At 39.9% G+C, this 22276-nt stretch carries 11 protein-coding genes; 8 read left to right on the forward strand and 3 right to left on the reverse strand.

The window, feature by feature from the left end:
* The first annotated feature begins 5 nt into the window (after nt 1-5).
* The 5 genes from NOS7524_RS06565 to NOS7524_RS06585 are packed head-to-tail and all read left to right on the forward strand — an operon-like array spanning nt 6 to nt 10477.
* The gene (locus NOS7524_RS06565; protein WP_015137695.1) at nt 6-680 is read left to right on the forward strand and encodes an HAD family hydrolase; all 675 of its coding nucleotides are present in this window, start codon (nt 6-8) and stop codon (nt 678-680) included.
* Between the two features lie 5 nt (nt 681-685).
* Nucleotides 686-6679, forward strand: coding sequence for a non-ribosomal peptide synthetase (locus NOS7524_RS06570; RefSeq protein ID WP_015137696.1), 5994 nt, complete (start codon nt 686-688; stop codon nt 6677-6679).
* Between the two features lie 18 nt (nt 6680-6697).
* On the forward strand, nt 6698-8365 hold the full coding sequence (locus NOS7524_RS06575; RefSeq protein WP_015137697.1) for a PfaD family polyunsaturated fatty acid/polyketide biosynthesis protein: 1668 nt from the start codon (nt 6698-6700) through the stop codon (nt 8363-8365).
* Between the two features lie 18 nt (nt 8366-8383).
* Nucleotides 8384-9664 carry an MFS transporter gene (locus NOS7524_RS06580; RefSeq protein WP_015137698.1) on the forward strand — a complete coding sequence of 427 codons (1281 nt, stop codon included), beginning with the start codon at nt 8384-8386 and terminating at the stop codon, nt 9662-9664.
* 33 nt (nt 9665-9697) lie between these two features.
* Complete coding sequence (locus tag NOS7524_RS06585) at nt 9698-10477, forward strand: GNAT family N-acetyltransferase (protein ID WP_015137699.1); 780 nt, start codon at nt 9698-9700, stop codon at nt 10475-10477.
* A 65-nt stretch (nt 10478-10542) separates the two neighbouring features.
* On the opposite strand, the gene NOS7524_RS06590 is transcribed toward NOS7524_RS06585, so the two are convergent.
* The 3 genes from NOS7524_RS06590 to NOS7524_RS06600 form a co-directional block, all read right to left on the reverse strand.
* Complete coding sequence (locus NOS7524_RS06590) at nt 10543-12882, reverse strand: CHASE2 domain-containing protein (protein ID WP_015137700.1); 2340 nt, start codon at nt 12880-12882, stop codon at nt 10543-10545.
* 174 nt (nt 12883-13056) lie between these two features.
* Nucleotides 13057-14202 carry a DUF1822 family protein gene (locus tag NOS7524_RS06595; RefSeq protein WP_015137701.1) on the reverse strand — a complete coding sequence of 382 codons (1146 nt, stop codon included), beginning with the start codon at nt 14200-14202 and terminating at the stop codon, nt 13057-13059.
* A gap of 2 nt (nt 14203-14204) precedes the next feature.
* Nucleotides 14205-15422, reverse strand: a complete 1218-nt coding sequence (locus tag NOS7524_RS06600) for a sigma-70 family RNA polymerase sigma factor (protein ID WP_015137702.1) — start codon at nt 15420-15422, stop codon at nt 14205-14207.
* Nucleotides 15423-15767: 345 nt separating this feature from the next.
* On the opposite strand from NOS7524_RS06600, the gene NOS7524_RS06605 reads away from it, so the two are divergent.
* From NOS7524_RS06605 to NOS7524_RS06615, 3 genes are read left to right on the forward strand one after another with little or no spacing between them, the layout of a single operon-like run.
* Nucleotides 15768-16619, forward strand: a complete 852-nt coding sequence (locus NOS7524_RS06605) for a DUF928 domain-containing protein (RefSeq protein WP_015137703.1) — start codon at nt 15768-15770, stop codon at nt 16617-16619.
* Nucleotides 16597-19644 (forward strand): two-partner secretion domain-containing protein, encoded by a 3048-nt coding sequence (locus NOS7524_RS06610; RefSeq protein ID WP_015137704.1) that lies wholly within the window; start codon nt 16597-16599, stop codon nt 19642-19644. The genes NOS7524_RS06605 and NOS7524_RS06610 overlap by 23 nt, the downstream gene beginning before the upstream one ends.
* Before the next feature lie 14 nt (nt 19645-19658).
* A complete protein-coding gene (locus NOS7524_RS06615) occupies nt 19659-22238 on the forward strand; it encodes a CHAT domain-containing protein (protein WP_041555599.1) in 2580 nt (859 codons plus the stop codon).
* Nucleotides 22239-22276 lie beyond the last annotated feature (38 nt).

Genomic DNA, 22276 nt, shown 5'->3' on the forward strand with positions numbered 1-22276 from the left:
GAGAGTTGTCTATAACTGCGGCTTTTTTTGATGTAGATGGCACTTTGATTAAAGGTAATGCCATAGATCACTATCTTTACTTGTCCACAAAAAACATTTCGTTAATAGATAGATGGAAATTGTACTTGAGAGTAGTGATTCAAATCCCTTATTATATGCTGCTGGATCGTATCAGTCGGACTAAATTCAACGAGGTATTTTATCGTAATTATTGTGATAAATCTGTAGCACATCTTCAAGATTTGAGTCAAAAATATTTTGCAGAAAAACTTTGCGATCGCCTATTCCCTGCTGCTAAAGACTGTATCATTCAACACAAAAAAAACGGAAAATGTATAGTTTTAGTTAGTGGTTCTTTGGATGTTATCATCTCGCCTTTAGCAAAGTTTTTATGTGCTGATGTCATACTAACTGTGAGTCTTAAAATTAATAATGGATGCTATACAGGGGAAATAATTGGCGATTCTATCACTGATGAAGGAAAAGCAAGGGCAATACAGAATCTTGCTGAACAGTTAGACATCGACTTAAGTAAGAGTTATGCCTATGGAGATAGTATTTCAGATTTGCCCATGCTTAAATCTGTTGGTCATCCAGTAGCAGTAAATCCTGACCGCACTTTGAACAAGATTGCTAAACAAAATGGTTTTTCTATTAAATATTGGAGCTTGATTCAGTAATTATTATGATCAAAGGGACATTAGCAACAATACAAGAGACGATTAAAGAAAAAGCTATCTGCTGGAAAGAACGCCCAGCATTACAGATGTTTTCTCTATATAAACCCTTAAAAATTTATAGTTATACTGATTTAATAGAAAAAATTGAATTCGCCACTAAGCAAATTATTAAAGTAGGAATAAACTTAGGTGATCGCATCATCCTATTATCAGAAAATCGTCCAGAGTGGGTTATTACTTACTTAGCAATTCTATCTGCTGGTGCTACTCCCGTCCTGATTGATTCGTCATTGCCTGTAGATGACCTAGAGGAAGTGATTCAATTTTCTGATTCTCGTGCATTGCTTGTCTCACGTAAACTCTGGAACAGTTTAACTCTTGAAATCAAGGAAAAAATGCCTGTTCTGGATATTGAAGGAGACTGGCTAAACTTTCCTGGCACACCCCATCATATCAGTTCAGATATGCCTCCAACTAGCGATCCAGATCCAGCGATCGCAGTTTTGTTATTCACTTCAGGAACAACAGGTAGACCCAAGGGTGTCCTGCTGGAGCATCAAAGCTTACTTTACAGTGCTTTAGGTTGTATGAATGCAATTGGTTTTCAAGAAGAGAAACAGGCACATCGTGTCCTCTGCATCTTGCCTATGAACCATATTGCTGGACTAATCTGCAACCTCATTGCTCCTCTACTAATGGGTGCAACAGCAACTTTTTTAGAAACAGTTGACAAAGAGACCATCTTAACAGCTATGCAGGCTACCCAGACAACCCTGTTGCCAGGAGTGCCTCGCTTATTCCAACTATTTTATAGTGAGATTCAGCGCCAAATCCAGCAAAGGGGTCTACTGACACGTCTCATATTCCAGATACTGGGTACTGTTTGTGAACAAATCCGACAGTTGACTCCTTGGAACCCAGGTAGATGGATTTTTTCGTCAGTACATCAGGTTTTTGGCGGAGAGTTAAGAGTGTGTTGTTGTGGTGCTGCATCCCTACCATCTGAGGTAGAACGAGGATTAGAACGACTGGGTTTTACCATCCTGAAGGCTTACGGTTTAACAGAGACAGGAATTAACGTCTGCAATAACCTATCCCAACAACGTCAAGGTCATGTAGGACAACCGTTCAAGGGGGTCGAGTTTCGTATTGACCACACTGGCAATTCCAGCAACGAAGGAGAAATTTGTGTTCGTGGTGTCACCCTAATGCGGGGTTATTTCCGCAATGTGGAAGCAACTGAGCAAGCAGTTGATCAGCAAGGTTGGTTTCATACAGGCGACTTAGGAAGTTTAGACAGTCGAGGCAATCTGATTATTACAGATCGGATCAAGGATCTGATTGTCACCGCAGGTGGGAAAAAAGCTAGTCCTCTAGCAGTTGCTAATTATTATCAAGGTATCACAGGAGTTCAAGAACTAGCAGTTTTAGGAATGCCAGCGATGGGAGGTTACGGTGAAGCAGTTCATGCGGCAGTTGTTCTAGATCGCAATGTCTTCTCAACCAACATTTCTAATCAACAAGCCCTTGATATTATATGGCAGGAAATTCAAGCTCGTTCGCCTCAAGTTCCTAATCATCTCCGCATTCAAAAGATTCATATAGTTGAAGATTTACCTAAGACCACAACTCTGAAAATTAAGCTAGCGGAATTAAAAAAACTTCTTAATTCTTCTCTTAGTGGAGAACAGCAAAGCAGTATTCTCAGTCAGAGTATCAATCAATTTAAGCTATTAAGTCAAAAGATAATTTTAGAGCGAGATGCTTTATTAGGAATGTCTCCCGATGAGCAAACAGCCCAAATAGAAGCTTATCTTTTAGAATTGGTTTCTCACCTTTTACAAATTGATTTATCTATATCAGAAATAAAAGAATCACTTCTGACTCTAGGAATTGATTCTCTAACAGCAACCGAGTTAAAAAATCAGTTACAAAATCAACTAGGATGGAATATTTCAATTGATCAATTTCTTAATGGTGCTAGTATCCGGCAATTAGCAGCTAACTATCCTAACTATTACAACCAGACAAGTAAAGAATTCACTCTGACTTCAATTTCCAGAGAGGAATACCTACCCTTATCCTTTGCCCAACAGCGTTTGTGGTTTCTAGACCAGTTACATCCCAATAAATCATTGTACAATATTTCAGGAGCAGTAAAACTTCAAGGTCAGCTCAATATCATTGCCCTAGAACAAAGCTTCCAAGAAATTATCCGTCGCCACGAAGTATTACGCACTAACTTTGCCGCAATCAACGGGCAACCTGTACAAATCATTCACCCCAAACGTAGTTGGACAATGCCAGTAATAGATTTACGACCACTGGCAAAAGCTGAACGGAAGATCGAGAGTCAAAGATTAGCATTTGAAGAAGCTCAATGTCCCTTTAATCTTGCTGAAGATTGTTTACTGAGAGCTAGCTTATTACACCTAGATGAAACAGAATATGTTTTGCTACTGACCATGCACCACATTGTTAGCGATGGTTGGTCAATAAGTGTACTTTCTCAAGAACTGACAGTCATATACAATAGCTTCTGTTATGGTAAACCTTCATCACTACCAACACTATCCATTCAGTATGCTGACTTTGCGGTTTGGCAACGGCAATGGTTACAAGGAAAAGCTCTAGAATCACAACTCGCTTATTGGCGGCAACAACTTGCAGATGTACCTACTTTATTATCACTGCCCACAGACCGACCACGACCCGCAGTGCAAACCTTTCGAGGAGCAGTTGAATCCTGCCAATTGTCTGAGGCACTCACTGAAAAACTTAAATTGTTGAGTCGCCAAGAAGGTGTGACTCTGTTCATGACATTGTTAACAGCATTTAATGTACTACTTTATCGTTATACTCAGCAGACTGACATTGTCGTAGGTTCTCCTGTTTTTAACCGCAATCACAAGGAAATTGAGGGATTAATTGGTTTCTTTGTCAATACTTTAGTTCTTCGCACTGATGTGTCAGGCAACCCCAGTTTTCAAGAATTATTACAGCGAGTCCGGAAGGTGGCGTTGGCAGCCTATACTTATCAAGATTTACCCTTTGAAATGCTAGTAGAAGCATTGCAACCACAACGAAATTTAAGCCATACTCCACTATTCCAAGTAATGTTTGTACTCCAGAATACTCCGATGCAAAAGTTGGAACTTGCTGATGTGCCTTCGAGTATTTGGACAGTAGAAAATCTCACAGCAAAGTTTGATTTGACTTTATCTATTGAAGAAAACTCCCAAGGGTTGATAGGAGTATGGGAATATAACACTGACTTGTTTGATGCCAGCACTATCCAGAGGATGATAGGAAATTTCCAAACCTTGTTAGAGGGAATTGTTGTTCATCCAGAGCAATCTGTTGGCAAACTACCTTTACTTACCAAGGCAGAACAACAACAGTTATTAGTGGAGTGGAATAATACTCAAGCAGATTATCCCCAAGATAAATGTATACATCACTTGTTTGAGGAACAGGTAGAGAAAACTCCAGATGCCGTAGCCGTAGTTTTTGAAGACGAACAACTAACTTATTATCAGTTAAATTGTCGAGCGAACCAATTGGCACACTACTTGCAAACTCTGGGTGTAAAATCAGAAATCCTAGTCGGCATTTGTGTGGAACGTTCCTTAGAAATGTTGATAGGTATACTGGGAGTTCTGAAAGCTGGTGCTGCTTATTTACCGCTCGATCCTACTTATCCCCAAGAACGTCTGAGTTTTATGCTCAAAGATGCACAGGTATTAATGCTACTGACGCAACAGCATCTTGTTAAAGATATATCAACACATATAGCACAGGTAGTTTGTTTGGATACTGATTGGGATAGAATTGCCCAGCATAGTCAGGAGAATGTATTGAATGAGGTTAAACCAGAGAATTTAGCTTATGTAATCTACACTTCTGGCTCTACAGGAAAGCCTAAAGGTGTAATGGTAAAACATTCAGGTTTATCTAATCTTGCCCAAGTACAAATTCAAACATTTGCAGTAGGTTGTGGAAGTCGTGTTCTCCAGTTCGCCTCCTTCAGCTTCGATGCTTCTATTTGGGAAGTAGTGATGGCTTTGGTTTCTGGTGCAACACTCTACCTAGCAAAAAAAGACGATCTCATACCAGGTTCAGAATTAATACGGTTATTAAATGAATGTTGTATTACACATATTACACTGCCACCATCAGCATTGGCAGTTCTGCCTGTAGAAAAACTCCCTGTATTGCAGACAATAATTGTGGCAGGAGAAGCCTGTTCTCCTGTTTTCATGAAAAAATGGTATGTTGGGCGACATTTTTTCAATGGCTACGGGCCAACGGAAGCTACTATCTGCGCCAGTATTGCAGAATTCACCGAACATAGCAATCAGTCTGTCATTGGTCGTCCGATCGCCAATACTCAAATTTATATTCTCGACCATTATTTGCAACCAGTGCCGATTGGTGTACCTGGAGAACTGCACATTGGTGGTTTTGGTCTAGCACGAGGCTATCTCAACCGTCCCGAATTGACAGCAGAGAGATTCATTTCTAACCCCTTTAATCATGATACTCAAGCAAGGCTATACAAAACTGGCGACCTAGCTCGCTACTTACCAGATGGCAACATTGAATACCTAGGGCGGATTGACCATCAAGTGAAAATCCGTGGCTTCCGCATTGAATTGGGGGAAATAGAAGCCACACTCAGTCAGCACCCCAATATACAAGCAACTGTAGTTACAGCTAGAGAGGATACTTCCGGTAATAAATACTTAGTTGCTTACCTCGTCTCAGCTCAGGAGCAGACTCCCACTATTAGTGAACTGCGACACTTCCTCTGCCAAAAGCTCCCAGAGTACATGATTCCTTCTTTCTTCGTATTTTTAGAGGCTTTACCTCTCACACCAAATGGCAAAGTCAATCGTTGTGATCTGCCAGAACCAAAGTATCATCAAGAATTAGCAGGATCTTTCGTTGCACCTTGTGACACTTTAGAATTGAAATTGGTAAATATTTGGGAACAAACTCTTAAGATTCAACCTGTAAGTGTCAAAGATGACTTTTTTGAACTGGGGGGTCACTCCCTGTTAGCTGTTGGGTTAATGAATCAAATTCAACAGCAATTTGGACAAAGCCTACCACTAGCTACACTTTTCCAAAGTAGAACCATTGAGCAACTAGCTAGTCTTCTGCGTCAAAACATTAGTTCTTCGAGTTGCTCTCCTTTAGTAGCAATTCAGTCAAATGTTTCTCAACAACCTTTGTTTTGTGTTCATGGTATTGGGGGTAATGTACTCAACTATTTTGATTTAGCACGTTGTTTAGAGCCTAATCGCTCCTTTTATGGACTACAAGCCAAAGGATTAGATGGGCAACAACAGCCTTATACTCGAATTGAAGATATGGCCGCTTATTATATTGATGCTATCCGTGCTGTTCAGCCCCAAGGACCATACTTGTTAAGTGGCTGGTCAATGGGAGGTATTGTTGCTTTTGAAATGGCTATTCAGCTACAAAAGAAGGGTCATGAGATAGAGCAGTTGTTTTTACTCGATAGCTGGACACCCAATTATATTCAAATGCGTTCCGGTAATTTTAACGATACTTTACTACTTAAATATTTCCTTCAGAATTTAGAAAGCTATGTTGGTAAAAGTCTGACAGTATCCTATGATTTTATCGCCGCATTAGCTACTGAAGAGCAGATAAATCATGTCTTAAAGCAGGCAAAAATTAGCGAGATTGTTACCTCAGATTTGAAATCACCGCAGATTCGACCTTTGATAGAAGTTTTCCAGGCGAATCTCCAAGCTTTACAAAACTATATTCCGCAAATTGGTTCAACTCGAATTACTCTTTTCCGTGCTAGTGAAATGTTATTTGGCAATTTAGATGATTCAACATTGGGTTGGAGTGAGTTAACCACACAATCCATAGATGTTTGTATTGTCCCAGGCAATCACTACACCATGCTTACACAACCATATGTTCAAGAATTATCAGAAAAATTAAAGTTTTGTTTATAATGAATTAAGGAGATTACCATGACAACAACAACCTTAAACTCTCACAATAATGGACTAAAATTTGAATACCAACCTAATAGTCATAATCCAGTTTGGCAAGGCTCATTAGATTCAATTGCCTTTGATAATGAAGGCATCAAAGCTAAATTATTAAATTTGGAATTACCCTGTTATTTTGTCAAAAAGCAAGGTCAAATTGGGGTAACAAATGAAGGATATCTAGTTGATGCAAATGATGGTACATCTGAAATAATTGACACCATAACAGCTGTGCCACCTTTAATGCCTCAACAATTAGGTGATGCCAGTTTTCAGACTTTTCATGGAGTGAAATATGCCTATGCAGCAGGTGCCATGGCCAATGGTATTGCTTCCGAAGAATTAGTTATTGCTTTAGGAAAAGAAAAAATTCTCAGTTCCTTCGGTGCTGGCGGTTTAGTCCCTAATCGGATTGAGCAAGCTATCCATCGGATTCAGGAAGCATTACCTAGTAGACCTTATGCTTTTAATTTAATTCACAGCCCTAGTGAAAATGCCATTGAGCGAGGCACTGTTGATTTATATCTAAAATATGGTGTAAAAACTATTGAAGCTTCTGCTTTCTTGGATTTAACTCCTAATATTGTTTATTATCGAACTGCTGGTCTGAGTCTCAATTCTGACAATAAAATTGAGATTAACAACAAAATTATTGCCAAAATTTCTCGGACTGAAGTTGCCACAAAATTTCTACAACCAGCACCCGAAAAAATCCTCAAACTGCTAGTTTCTCAAGGCTTAATTACTGAATTACAAGCCAACTTAGCAGCACAAGTACCAATGGCTGATGATATTACTGTAGAGGCAGATTCTGGCGGTCATACAGATAATCGGTCTTTAGTTTGTCTGTTGCCTTCTATTCTGACACTGCGAGATGAGATGCAACAAAAATATAATTATGAAACATCTGTCAGAGTTGGTGCAGCAGGAGGAATTGGTACGCCACACTCAGCCCTAGCTGCATTTATGATGGGTGCCGCCTATGTGGTAACTGGTTCAGTTAATCAATCCTGCATCGAAGCTGGGGCATCTGTGCATACAAAAAATTTACTGGCTCAGGCGGGTATGGCAGATGTCATGCTGGCACCAGCCGCAGATATGTTTGAAATGGGTGTAAAACTACAGGTTCTCAAACGAGGAACTTTATTCCCCATGCGAGCGCAGAAACTTTTTGAATTCTACAAAGCTTATAATTCCATTGATGAAATTCCAAAAACAGATAGGGAAGAATTAGAAAAACAGATTTTCCGCAAAACTTTAGAGGAAGTTTGGCAAGATACTGTACACTACTTCTCTCAACGTGATCCAGAACAAATTACTAGAGCAGATAATAATCCTAAACGCAAAATGGCACTGATTTTTCGCTCTTATTTAGGACTTTCTTCTCGTTGGTCTAATTTTGGAGAACAAGGTCGAGAAATGGACTATCAAATCTGGTGTGGGCCAGCAATGGGTGCTTTCAATAACTGGGTTAAAGAGTCTTATCTTGCTAAATCAAATAATCGGCGAGTTGTTGATGTTGCTCACCATATTATGACTGGTGCTGCATATTTATATCGGTTGCAAAATCTAAAAATACAAGGATTATGGATACCTACAAAAATTTGGCAATATCATCCAGAAGCTTATACAAACTCAGCGAAATAATGAGAAAAAAATAACTGTATGGAGACTTTTTTTGCCGTCTGGTTTTGTCAACTCGTCTCCTTATTTGGTTCTCAACTTACCAACTTTGCCCTTGGCATTTGGGTATATCAAAGCACAAGTTCGGTCACTCAGTTCGCTCTAATTTCTTTTTTTACAATGTTACCGGGCTTAGTGATTTCTCCCCTAGCCGGAGCTTTAGTAGATCGTTGGGATCGTCGTTGGGCAATGGTTCTCAGCGATTCAGTGGCAGGTTTGAGTACCTTCGGTATAGTCTTACTATTGATCACTGGACAACTACAAATCTGGCATATTTATCTTGCTACCACCGTTAGTTCTATCTCCAATGCTTTTCAATGGCCTGCTTATAGTGCTGCTACCACCCTACTCGTCCCCAAACAATATCTTAGTCGTGCTAATGGCATGATTCAGTTGTCAGAATCTGTGGCTCAATTGCTATCACCAATTTGTGGAGGATTTCTGATAATTTTAATCCAACTACACGGTGTAATTTTGCTAGATTTAGCAACTTTTTTGTTCGCTTTAGTGACACTCTTAATTGTTAAATTCCCAAAACCAGAGATCACAGTTGCTGGGAAAATTGGCAAAGGTTCTCTCCTACAGGAATCTATATACGGTTGGAACTACATTAGAGCCAGACCTGGACTAATGGGACTGTTAATATTCTTCACTATTAGTAACTTTGCTGTTAGCACTTCTGAAGTTTTATTTACACCTCTAGTTTTGTCTTTTGCATCAGTAAAAACTTTAGGTATGGTATTATCAATTGGCGGTAGCGGTATGTTAATTGGTAGCATTACTATGAGTATTTGGGGAGGTCTAAAACGACTCATATACGGTGTACTTAGCTTTGAGTTTCTGCTGGGTATAGGTATTTTCTTGGTGGGAATACAAACCTCTGTTATTTTAATTACTATTGGGGGGTTTATCGCCTTTTTTTCAATACCGATGTTCCAAAGTTCCTCTAATGCCATTTGGCAAACCAAGGTGGCACCTGATGTCCAGGGAAAAGTTTTTGCAATTAGACGCATGGTAGCTTGGTCATCACGACCTCTAGCTTACCTAGTTGCAGGTCCCTTGACCGAGAGAGTATTTGAACCTTTAATCACAGTTAATGGTCCACTAGCTGGAAGTATTGGAAAAATTATCGGTACTGGAACAGGTCGTGGTCTTGGTCTGATGTTTATGGTTATGGGAATTTTAATTATGTTAATAACTATTATTGCCTACCAGTATGCTCCCTTAAGGTTAGTAGAAGATGAACTGCCTGATTGTTTATAAAGCTTGATGAAATACTTAATAAACTCAAATATAATGCTCCAAGAAGAAACTAAAAATTACATTCTAAAATTTGCTTCTGATCAAGAAGACTTAAAATCAATATTTCAGTTACGATTCCAAATTTTTAACCTGGAAACAGAAAACGAACAAGGTAAAGATTATCTTGAATTTGACGAATTTGATGAATATTGCGAGCATTTAATGCTGATTGATAAACAAACAGGTCAAACTATTGGGACTTATAGATTACAGACTAATAGTATGGCTGTTAAAGGATTGGGTTTTTATTCAAGCAAGATATTTAATCTCAGTTCCCTTCCTAATAATATTCTTGAGCAAGGAATAGAAATAGGACGTGCCTGTGTATTAGACGAATATCGCAATACTGGTGCATTATTTTTGTTGTTTAAAGGATTTGTAAATTATTTACTCCACTATCGCAAACAATATTTATTCGGATGTTCATCAATATTTACAAAAAATTATTCTTTGGCTCTTCCTATTTATCATTACTTTCAAAATGAACAAATGATACATCCTGGTTTTTTTTGCCACCCCACTAATCAATATCAAGTTAAATCCATAACAGAAAATACTGTATTTGACTCTCAAATTATCCCACCTTTGTTAAAGCTATATTTGAGAATGGGGGCAAAAATATGTAGCTCTCCAGCAATTGATCAAGAATTTAGAACTATTGATTTTTTGACTTTATTAAATATTGACCATCTTGACGATAGGTACGATTCGATGTTATTTAATGGTTTTTTTAGAAAGCAGAGCTATTTCGTTCTCCCAAGTCACGCTGAATGATCAGAGAATGCTTGCAAGGTTGAATTTTTCACGCTGAATCGTTAATTGGCTTCTGTCAGGTTAAGCTAAATTTTTTGTAATTTTTTGCTGATGTAGGTAACTTGAGGAATAGTAAATACCAATGCGATCGCTGGTGGAATTAAAGGTATCCAGCCACCCTGGATGAATGTAAAATAACAAACACTGTACAGCGTCACTAATGCTGCACCTACAACAATAACTAAGTAAGTCTTTCTAGAAGAATACCAAGCCAGCAGACCCCCTATCAAAGACCAACTGCCAATCCAGGCAATTTCTCCCCATTGAGTCCAAACCCATATTAAGTGTCGATTATCTAAAGCGGCACTCAGTATCTGACTCACTATCTGGGCTTGAACAATTACTCCTGGGATGGTTTTCGCCGGACTTTTACCGTATGGTGTAAACCAATAATCACTACTACTATTACTGGTGACACCAATCAAAATAATCCGGCCTTTGATGGCATGGGGGTTAACTTTTCCATTCAATATTTGCGTCAGGGTAACTTGGGGAGCGATCGCCTGCACTGTGGGCGAAAAACGGTAATTCAATAAAATCTGGCTACCTTGGGCATCTATTGACTGATAACCGCCAGTTCGATTATGCAATCGTGGGAAGGTTTTATTCCCCAGTTGTAAATTCCATTCTGGAGTAAATCCGGCTGTAATTCCTTGTGCTTGTAAATAAAGAAATGCCAATTTGATGCTGAAAGCGTAAGCCGGAGTACAACTTGATGAAATCGGGTTGGGAGTCATCGCTAATAAATGACGACGGAGTACACTGTCGTCATCTTCGATAAAATCGCTAAAACCTAGCCGTGTTTCTGGTATTTCTGGTGGGGGTAAGATGCCTGTCGGATCGTATTCTGGATCAGCCCGTTTACAGATGGCAATGAGGCGATCGCTAGTTTGCATCCGCTTGGCTAACTCTGGTTGGTTGGCACTCACGGGAAAATCTCGGTATATATCTAGACCAATAGCTGCTGGTTGATATTGTTCTAATTTTGCTAGCAATAAGTTGAGATGTTTATCGGAGAGAGAACCTTGCCGGGGTTCTTTTCCCTGTGCTTGAATATCTTGGTCAGTAACAGTTACAACCAAAAGCCGCGAGTCTGGTTGTTCTTGAGGCCGCCATCGCATCAACTGGTCAAATGCTGCTAACTCTAATGGTTGCAGTCCCCCTAATAAGCGGATCAATACGATCATGAAAGTAGTCATTAAGCTACTGACAACAACTGCTGGGAACTGTCCCATATGAGGGCGTGGTAGCTGTAAACCCACTCTACGTCCAGATAAATCCTGCCAAGTTGGTGATATTTCTGCTGGATTCTGGCAAATAATGGGTAACCAAGTTGCACAGGGAAAATCATTTTCTAGGGATTGTAATCTTTGTCTTGCCTCTCTAACAGCTGCATATAGAGTTTTTCCTTGTGAAAAAAGTTCTAGGAAGTGCTTCAAAAACTCCTGTGCGATTCTGTCTGGAACAGGTTCACGCATAACAATGACTTGCGGTAAATGCAAATCAGCTAAATCTTGCGCTAGTTCCAAACCATCACAGGAGTTAAAAATTGCTAGCTGCAACCCTTGAGCGATCGCCTGTTGTAATCCATACTTTAATTGCTCAATGGTTAAAGTTTCCTCGGAATTTAGGGATATTCGTCCTTGGCCTTGGCTAGAACTATGCCCCGCAAAAAAAAGAATATCCCAACCAGACTGCCATAATTGTTCTGTGAGTTGGCAACGGTTGGGTTCAACTAAAAACTGGAGTTCGGTGTGGGGTAGCTGCTGGAGTAAATTTCGATCTGTTTCGAGATCAATTTGGTGGCGATCGCCTAAAATAGCTAAAATTCTGACTTTACCGTGAGGCTTTTTCAGGTTTCTTTTCACAGAACAACTATACTCTGGCGGACTTAGAGCAATTTCTGCTTGTGAGTAATCACTCAAAAAATGCCACAGACACCAAGGCAGCTGTAAAACTTCTGGGGATTCAGCAGTAATGATGCAGCGAATTTCTTCTGTCGGTAATAGTTGTGTACGTACTTTACGGTCAATATTGAGAAACAGTGGACTACTTAGCCATGAATTTAAACTATGTTGTAATTCTTGAGAGAGGTTGTCAAACTCCTGGTGGGAAATATGAGTAACGTCTTCTTCATCAATTTCAAAGTTGGCAAAGTTGCGAGTGCGCCATCCTAGATGGGCATATAAGGCTGTATACATTTGTTGCCAACGTCGATAAAGATACTCCAATTGTGGTGCAGCAGGTAATCCACCAGTGAATTGCATGGGAGTGGGAGCATCTGTTTGCCACAGTTGAGCAATGACTGTGGGAAATCCTTGTTTTAAGTTTCCTTTTCCTAAATTGAGGATGATCAGTTTACTCATGGCTAAGAATATAAGTGATGTTATGGCTGTGGACAAGGCGATTAGGACATGAATAAAAGCTCAAACTTATTCATGGCATGGATTTTACTATTGCCTATTACCTATTGCCTATTACCTATTGCCTATTACCTATTGCCTATTGCCTTCTGCTATATCTTTCACAAATTTCTCAACCTAGCTAACAAACTCTTGGGTGAAGTGGAAATCATCTAAGACAACCTGAAGACTAAAACAAGTGTTTTCCGGACATCTAAATCGTTTAAGTTGGATGGAGTTATCTGCTTCCCGTGCTGCTACTGATTGGACAACTTCTCCTGAAACAGAAATTAATGCTAGTCTGAGATTTTCAGGTAGGTAAAAGCTACGGTCTTTTGGAGATAACTGAGCGCGGATTCCTAACCTACCGTCTGTTTGCTGTGTCAAGGTTAACATTAATAATATAGTAGGTTGATTGTTGTTTGGTAGTTCAATTACGTGAAATCGTTGGATTGACTGTTCATTTTCATCAATAGCTTGACGAAAGCTAAAGGCAAAATCTGACTGTTCACCTAAGAATGTCTCGATGGTTTGCCAACTATCTGTAAACATATTTTGTAACCATTGACGCAAATTAACCACCACTGGGTCTTGTTGTGGTTGTTGTGGCCAATCTTCCCTAGCTAGTAATGCTCCCCAGATTTCAAAGGGTAATTCTAGCCGAAGATTAGTAATTGTCGGATTTGCTAATCTTTGCCAGAGGTTTTCTACTTGGGTAGTTGACAAATCAGGTAAAGGAGCGATCGCAGTCTGTGTTTTTTCTTCGGGATACAGCTGATGCACTACCCAAAGTACACTCAAATCCTCAATCATTTGATTGGCATCTAAAGAGTAAGTCCTTTGTTGAGGATCATAGCTACCTTGATTTTTTAATTGCTCATGGGTAGTATAGCCCCAAATTCTCATCCATTCACCATTGGGATTGATTTGTACTGCTAGATAGTAATCTCCTGCCCATTGGGGAATGTCTACCCATTCTTGTGGTACATAAAATTCTCTAGTTTCTAAATTTTTATCTGGGATCAGGATCAGGCGTTTTGTAGCCAGAGTTATGGCTGTGCCGTTGACTACTTCCCAAATCTTGGGCAGAGTATCACTCACCGCTTCTGGTATATACTCCCTTTGCAACCAGGGAAGAAAGGTATTGAGACAAACTTGATTGAGAAAGGCATTCCAACGACTACAGGGACTCACGTAAGACTGACTGTGTTGCCAAGCTTGATCTTGAATTGCTGGAGAAACCCCTAACCAAAGTTGAGTTGGTGGAACGCCAGAAGATAACATAGCTACTGTTCCTTTGAGAAGTACGATTGCATATCACTGAAGTAATTCTGTAACCAATCTTCCAACACTGCACTAATATCTTTAACTACGTTGGAACTAGGAGAAATATGCACTGTCTCCTGACTCCACTTGGTAATTGTTAGCAATAAGCATTCTCTAGCCTTCGCTAATTGACGTGAAACTTGATATTGCTGGAGGTGTTGTTGTTGGGCAATTTGTTTTTGGGTTAGTCCTTGCTGATAGTATAGTTGTAGCAAATGTTGTAATTGAGGAGGCAGTTTTACCAGGGTCGTCATTAATAGGTTGTAAATTTCCTGTTGTTGATTTTTGCGAGTTTCCGCTTCTTCTGCGGCAATTAAATTTGTCAGCAAAGATTCATTATAGGAAGTGTCTGGTAATTCATCTTGTAATTCTCTATCCCCCTGATCTTTATAGGGAATGTTCAGTGAATAGACAACAGGATATAAGTCAGAACGCGCGTATTTAGCACACAAAAGCAACCATCTTTCTAAAGTTTGCGGGTTGCATTCCGGCCCAGGAGGATCAAGTTTTGTGAAGCGATCGCGGTTATAGAGTTGAGCGATTACTTTCCATGTATCTTCGTCCGGTTGATATAACTTTCTCACTTTTGTCGATTTGCTCAGAATATAGCCATCTGTAAAACATTTCCAAGCTAACAAGTAACGAGCAATAGTTTTATCCGTTAACCCAGAATTTTGTAATGATTCTTGTAGTCTCTTACGGCTTAATTTCAACAATAATGCCCAATCGCTGCAAAAATCTATTTCTTGTTTCTTGCGTAAAGTATCACGAATAATATTACCAAAGGCTACATCACTGTAGCCCTTGAGACTAGCTTTTTGGTCAGGTTTACAAGCTTGCAGAATTTTCGGTACTTCGATAATCGCAATTTGAAAACAGTCAGCTAAACTATACTGCACACTAGCAAATTGGAGAATCGTCCTTTTAGCAGCCCAAAAACAGGTCTCTTGTAAATAAGCTGTGAGATGTCCTGCCGCTAACAAGTTAGGTTGATTGTGCCAGTGTTGATGCCAGTAGATTTCCCAAAAATTTGCTGATAGTTGCGTTTTTGATGTCTCTAACAAGCACTTTTCCATGCTTTGCCGCAGCTTGGCATCACATACCCAATAACCAAAGCAATCATCATCAAATTGTAGGAAAGTTGAAAAAATTTCCGAAATATTTTGGCGAGGACGCATGAATCAAAAAGTAATAATTTATTATATATGTACACATTATTAACAATGAATTAAGCAAAAGTTATGTCTTGATTAACCTTGTACATTGATTGGTGTTCAGAAAGCTTTTATAAGGCTCCCATGAGTTTTTTATTCAGATAGAATAAAATAATCGCAATTTATCTAAGAGTATTAATTCCATCAGTCTCACTTCATTCCTTAAGATAAATTTGATAAAATTAGGCATTGATATCATCATATAATCGATATTAATAATCAATGTTTTATCTTTCTTGATCAACACTATAAGCTTTTCCAACTATTTACCATCCCCAAGCTATTTGATGAATATAAAATAATATTGCCATGAAAAAAATACTTTTGTTTCCAACTGTCATACTAATCTCTGGAATTACCTTGAGCATTTTTAACATAGTAGGAAATTGGCAACCGGGACAAGCCGAAACCTTAATATCAACCAAAAAGATCTGGTATATTCCGCCAACAGTCAAAGAAAAGCCAGGAGAACCTAGAGGACGACGTAGAGGCGGAGGTAGTCGAGGTCCCTGTAAGGAGTATGAAACTCTCACAGCTTTAGTACCGATAACTAATACAGGAATCAAAGATGTAGTCTTGGGAAAGTCTACATCGCCAAACCCAACATTTTGGTTTTTTGTGCCTGACAACTTAAACCCCAGAGTTTCTGTAGAGTTTGTTATTCAAGACGAAGCAGATAACTATGTCTATCAGACAAAATTTAATCCACCAGAAACACCATCAGGGATTGTCAGCCTACTTGTAGAGCCTAAAGAGCCATTAGTATCTAGTCAATCGTATCGATGGACTTTTTCTATTTATTGCGACTCAGAAAAATCTTTAGCTGCCGTTTATGTACAAGGCTCAATGAAGCAAGTTGATCTCAACCCAACACTCAAAAAGCAACTGGAAGTAGCTAAAACTCCTCTAGAAAGAGCAGCCTTGTTTGCCAAAAATGGTATTTGGTACGATGCCTTAACAACTTTAGGAGAACAAATACAAAGCAGTCAAAGTAAAGATCCCGAAATTACATCAGCTTGGGCTGAACTACTACAACAAGCTAAATTAGATAGCTCTGCTGCTGCTCCGATTATTTCCTGTTGTACACCCAAGCATTCCAGAAGACTGCTGATCAACTCTATGAAATTTTTATACAACCATGAGAGACAAGCAAGGCATTAAGTGTTTCAGGAAATTGTTTGTTTTTGGATTAGCCATCTCAGCACTTAGTTCGGTGATTGGGGGAAAAACCCCTGTACTTGCGGAAATTCAAGCTGATACCACCTTGGGAAGACAACTATCAATCTTCAACCAAGGAGTTGAGGTAAAAGGAACAATAGGCGATCGCATTGATGGTGGTGTAGTCCGAGGAGCCAACTTATTCCATAGCTTTCGAGAATTTAGTATTGAGGATGGGCAGAAGGTGTACTTCTCCAACCCAGCCGGAATACAACATATTTTCACACGCGTCACAGGTAACAATCGGTCTGAAATTTCAGGAACATTGGGGGTGTTAGGTAATGCCAATCTATTTTTAATTAATCCCCAAGGCATTTTGTTTGGCTCCAATGCCACATTAGACATTGCAGGTTCTTTTGCTGCGAGTACAGCTGATAGTCTGTTATTTGCTAATGGCTTAACTTTTAGTGCTACCAATCCCCAAGTTCCACCCATACTAAACATCAATTTACCTCTGGGTTTGCAATTTGGCACAAATACCAAAGCAATTCAAGTACAAACAGTATCAGACACTGGTTTAGTAGTACCAACAGGCAAGACTCTAGCATTAGTGGGTGGCGATGTCCGACTAGAAGGTGGAATCTTACAAGCAGCAGCAGGGCGTATCGAATTGGCATCTATCAGGGGAGTAGGAATTGTCGGGGTAGATGTGGCAGGCGATCGCCTCAAGCTCAATTTTCCTGATGTCATTCCGCTTGGAGATATTTTCCTGTCCCAAGCGGCTCTCGTCAATGTTAGTGGTGAACACGCTGGTGATATACAGGTGCAGGGTAGACAAGTTTCCCTAACAGAAGGTTCACGTTTGGTGACAAATACTCTAGGGACTCAATCAGGGGGCAGTTTGCAGATCAATGCAACTGAATCCCTCGATTTGTCTGGTACTAACATCAATGGCAATCCTGGGGGGCTGTTTGCCAGAACATTTGGTTCTGGAAATGCTGCTAGTATCACCATTAAGACCAGTAAATTAACTGCTCAACAAGGTGCAAGAATATCAGCCGCAACCTTTGATCGAGGACTAGGAGGGGATTTGCTAGTGAATGCCTCCCAATCCGTGGAAGTGATTGGCACAACTGGCAGAGGAAATCGGCCCAGTGCTTTTTTTGCTGATTCTGAAGGCAGTGGAAATGCAGGAAACTTGACGATTAATACTGAACGCTTAACTTTGCGAGATGGCAGTTTAATCAGCGTTGGTACTGGCGGAGATGGCCAAGCCGGAAACCTGATGATCAATGCCTCCCAATCAGTAGAACTCTTAGGTACTACGCCAGATGGATTTTTGCCTAGTGAACTCGCTGCTTTTACACTCGGTCATCAAGATGCAGGCAAGATAGAAATTAACACTCATAAGTTAATTATTCAGGACGGGGCTGCGATATTCGTCTCAACATTTGGTGCGGGTGAAGGTGGAGATCTCACTGTCAATGCTTCAGACTCTATAAAAGTAAGTGGTACTGGTAAAGTAGGCGATATTGTGTTTGGCAGTGCCTTATTGAGTCAAAGCGAAAAAAGTGCTACAGGAAACGCAGGAAATATAGAAATTAACACCTCTAAGTTGACAGTTAGTGATGGAGGACTTATATCCGCCTCTACTTTCAGTCCAGGAAATACCGGCAATATCAGCATCAACGCCACTCAGTTTGTAGATGTGCTTGGCACTTCCCCTAATGACGAAGTTGCTAGCCAAATTTTGACTCAAGTTAATAATCAAGCAACTGGCAATGGTGGAGAATTAAAAATTACTACTAGACAGTTAAATGTTCGAGATGGAGGCATAATATCGACTTCGACATTTGATCAGGGCAATGCTGGCAATTTGACAGTCAATGCCTCAGAATCTGTAGAAGTGAGTGGTTTTTCACCTGATGGGTTTTCTAGTGGAATATTTACTAATAGTTATCGAACAGGTAATGCTAGAGAATTAAAAATTGATACTAAGCGGTTAATTGTCAGCAATGGAGGAGTAGTATCGGCATCTACTCGTGGTGTCGGGAATGCTGGTAACTTAACAGTAATTGCCCAAGAGTCTATTAAGGTAATTGGTTCTGAAGTAGGTGAGAACCGCACCAGCAGAATTGCCGTCAGATCTTTAGGAGACGGAAATGCGGGAAATTTACAAATTTTTACCCCAGAATTGCTACTCCAGAATAGCGGTGAGCTAAATGTAAATGCTTCTGGCTCAGGTAATCCAGGTAACTTGAACATAACAGCCACCAATATTTTTCTAGATCAAAGCAAGATTAATGCAGAAACTGCGTTTGGTAGTAATGCAAACATTGCACTACAAGTAGCCGGACTGATCGTCATGCGAAACCGTAGTTTAATTAGCTCCCAAGCTTTTAACAAAGGTAGTGGCGGCAACATTAATATCAATACAAATTTTATAGTTGCTGTCCCTAATGAAGATAGTGATATTATTGCCAACGCCTTTGAAGGTTCGGGAGGCAAAATTAACATTCTTGCTCAAAGTATATTTGGATTACTACCACGTCAAAGATTGACTTCTCTGAGTGATATTAATGCCAGTTCTGAACTGGGAATTAATGGATTTGTAGAAATCAACACACCCAACCTAGATCCCAGTAGCGGACTCGTGGCATTACCCGAAAATGTAGTAGATGCTTCTAAACTAATTGCCCAAACTTGTAGAGGTGCTGGAGAAGCAACAGCCAGTCAACAAAGTGAATTTGTAATTACTGGACGGGGTGGTTTACCATCAAAGCCTAGCGATCCCTTGAGTGGTGATGCCATCTGGCAAGACCTGCAATCCTATACGTTACTTAATGAAAAATTAACTACTTCTGGACAAGAAACAAATTCAGTTTCTCCACAACCTGCGGACATCATCGAGGCCCAAGGATGGGTAACTAATACCGATGGCAAGATTACCTTGGTAGCTCAATCTCCCACTACAACCCCTCATCATTCCTCGCGCACACCTGTTAATTGTCCGGTTGCCCAAAACTGATGGTGGATTTTCATATGCCAAAACAACAGGCAAAATTTATGCGTCGAATTGGTGCATTTCTGCTTTGTGCCTTCGTAAGTATGAGCTTAACTCTCATGGTTGGATGGCATCAAGCCCAAATCTCGACTGCTCAAATACCATCCCCTATACCCTCTGTCAATTTAGATCAATCAACACAGTTAATTCAACAAGGTAAAACACTATATCAAGCAGAACAATATCCGGAGGCGATCAAGGTTTGGCAATCAGCACTCCAAGCAGAAAATGATATATTGTCCCAAGCAATGGTGCTAAATTATATCTCCCTGGCTTATCAAGAATTGGGACAGTGGGTGCAGGCAAATCAGGCAATTAACTCTAGTCTGAACTTAATACAAAAATCCACACAAACAACTCAATCAGCAAAACTCATCCTAGCCCAAGCTCTCAATACCCAAGGAAGTTTGCAATTAGCTCAAGGTAAAGCAGAACAAGCCCTCAACACTTGGCAACAAGCCACAGCCACATACACCAAAGCAGGCAATGTACAAGGTAGAATTGGCAGCCTCATCAATCAAGCTCAAGCCCAACAAGTTTTGGGGCTTTACCTCCAGGCTCGGAAAACTCTAGCTGAAGTAGAACAAGCCCTAAAACAACAGCCAGATGCACAATTGCAAACTACAGGACTACGTAGCTTAGGAAATACCCTCAGATTGATAGGTGCGATCGCTGATTCTCATAGAGTTTTGCAGGAGAGTTTGGAGATCATAACTCAAGGTAATCTACCACAACAAGAACTAAGTAACACCTTACTAAGCCTGGGTAATACAGCTAATGCCCAAGGCAATACAAAAACTGCATTAGCATACTACGAACAAGCGGCAGCTACTGCCACTGTAACTATCACGCAGATGAAAGCACAGATTAATCAACTGAACCTATTGATAGCCACTGGAGAAGTAAAAAAAGCTGAAGATCTTGCCAAACAAATCCAGATCACCTTCACTCATCTGTCTCCCAGTCGGAAAACAATTTACGCCAGGATTAAACTAGCCACAAGCCTGATGAAATTGGGCAGTACAAAACTCAGTGAATCTGCCAATATACTAGCCACAGCAGTTAAACAAGCCAAAAGTTTAAATGACCAACAAGCTGAATCCTACGCTTTAGGTTATCTAGGTGGACTCTATGAACAAACTCAGCAGTGGTCAAATGCTCAAGAATTAACCCAACAAGCTTTGCAACTGGCACAAGCTATGAATTCGCCCGAAATTGCTTATCAATGGCAATGGCAATTAGGACGCATTTTAAAAGCTCAAGGCGCAATCAAGCCAGCAACAGCTGCCTATGAAGTAGCTTTCACCACCTTAAAATCTTTACGTAATGATTTAGTAGCAATTAACAATGATATTCAATTTTCTTTTCGTGAAACTGTCGAGCCGATATATCGTGAATATGTAGAATTACTTTTGCATCCTGGTGAAAACTTAGAACCCAATCAAAAACAATTAAAACAAGCCCGGCAAGTAATTGAATCATTACAATTAGCTGAACTGGACAACTTCTTTCGTTCTGCTTGTTTACAAGGTCAGATAGTCCCAATTGAACAGATTCAACAGTCAGCCGCCGCAGTAATTTATCCGATTATTCTCCAAGATCAATTAGAAGTAATTCTGAGTTTACCGCAGCAGACACTACAGCACTACACCAATAAAATCACGCAACGCGAATTAGAAGAAGTTGTAGAGCAACTCAGACAAAATTTAGAAAAGCCTTATACTTCAACAGAAGGAAAACTTTTATCTGCAAGAATTTATGACTGGTTAATTCGTCCTGTAGAAACCCAACTTTCTCAAAGTCAGGTAAAAACATTAGTGTTTGTCTTGGATGGTTCTCTGCGGAATTTACCAATGGCAGCTTTGTATGATGGCAAACAGTATTTAGTAGAAAAATATAGTATTGCTCTTACCCCTGGTTTAGAGTTGTTGGGGCCTCGTCCTTTGCGTCAAAGTAAATTAAAAACCTTAGTGGCAGGATTGACAGAAGCACGACATGGATTTAGTTCATTACCCAATGTTGGTGATGAATTAAAAGTAATTGAGTCGCAAGTGCCAAGCACAGTTCTGCTGAATCAGGCATTTACAAGTTCAACTTTACAAACAAAGATTCACTCTTTACCTTTTTCTGTGGTGCATTTGGCAACTCATGGTCAATTTAGTTCTAATACTGATGAAACTTTTGTGCTAGCTTGGGATAAACCTGTCAAAGTCAATGAATTAAAAGATTTATTTCGCAGCAGAGAACAAATTAGACCTGTATCAGTCGAATTATTAGTTCTGAGTGCTTGTGAAACTGCTAGAGGAGACAAGCGAGCAGCTTTAGGACTGGCTGGGATAGCAATTCAAGCCGGAGCAGATAGTACCTTAGCTTCTCTATGGAACTTAGATGATGAATCTGGATCTCGTCTGATGAGTCATTTTTATCAAGAGTTGGCAACTAAAAAGTTGACAAAGGCAGAAGCTCTGCGGCAAGCCCAACTTTCACTATTAAAAGACCCTGATTTTCGGCATCCCATACATTGGGCATCTTACGTCTTGTTGGGTAATTGGCTGTAGAACCTGAGTTCGGGCTTAACGGATGGCAACAGGGCTAC

The sequence above is a fragment of the Nostoc sp. PCC 7524 genome (assembly GCF_000316645.1).
GTDB lineage: Bacteria > Cyanobacteriota > Cyanobacteriia > Cyanobacteriales > Nostocaceae > Trichormus.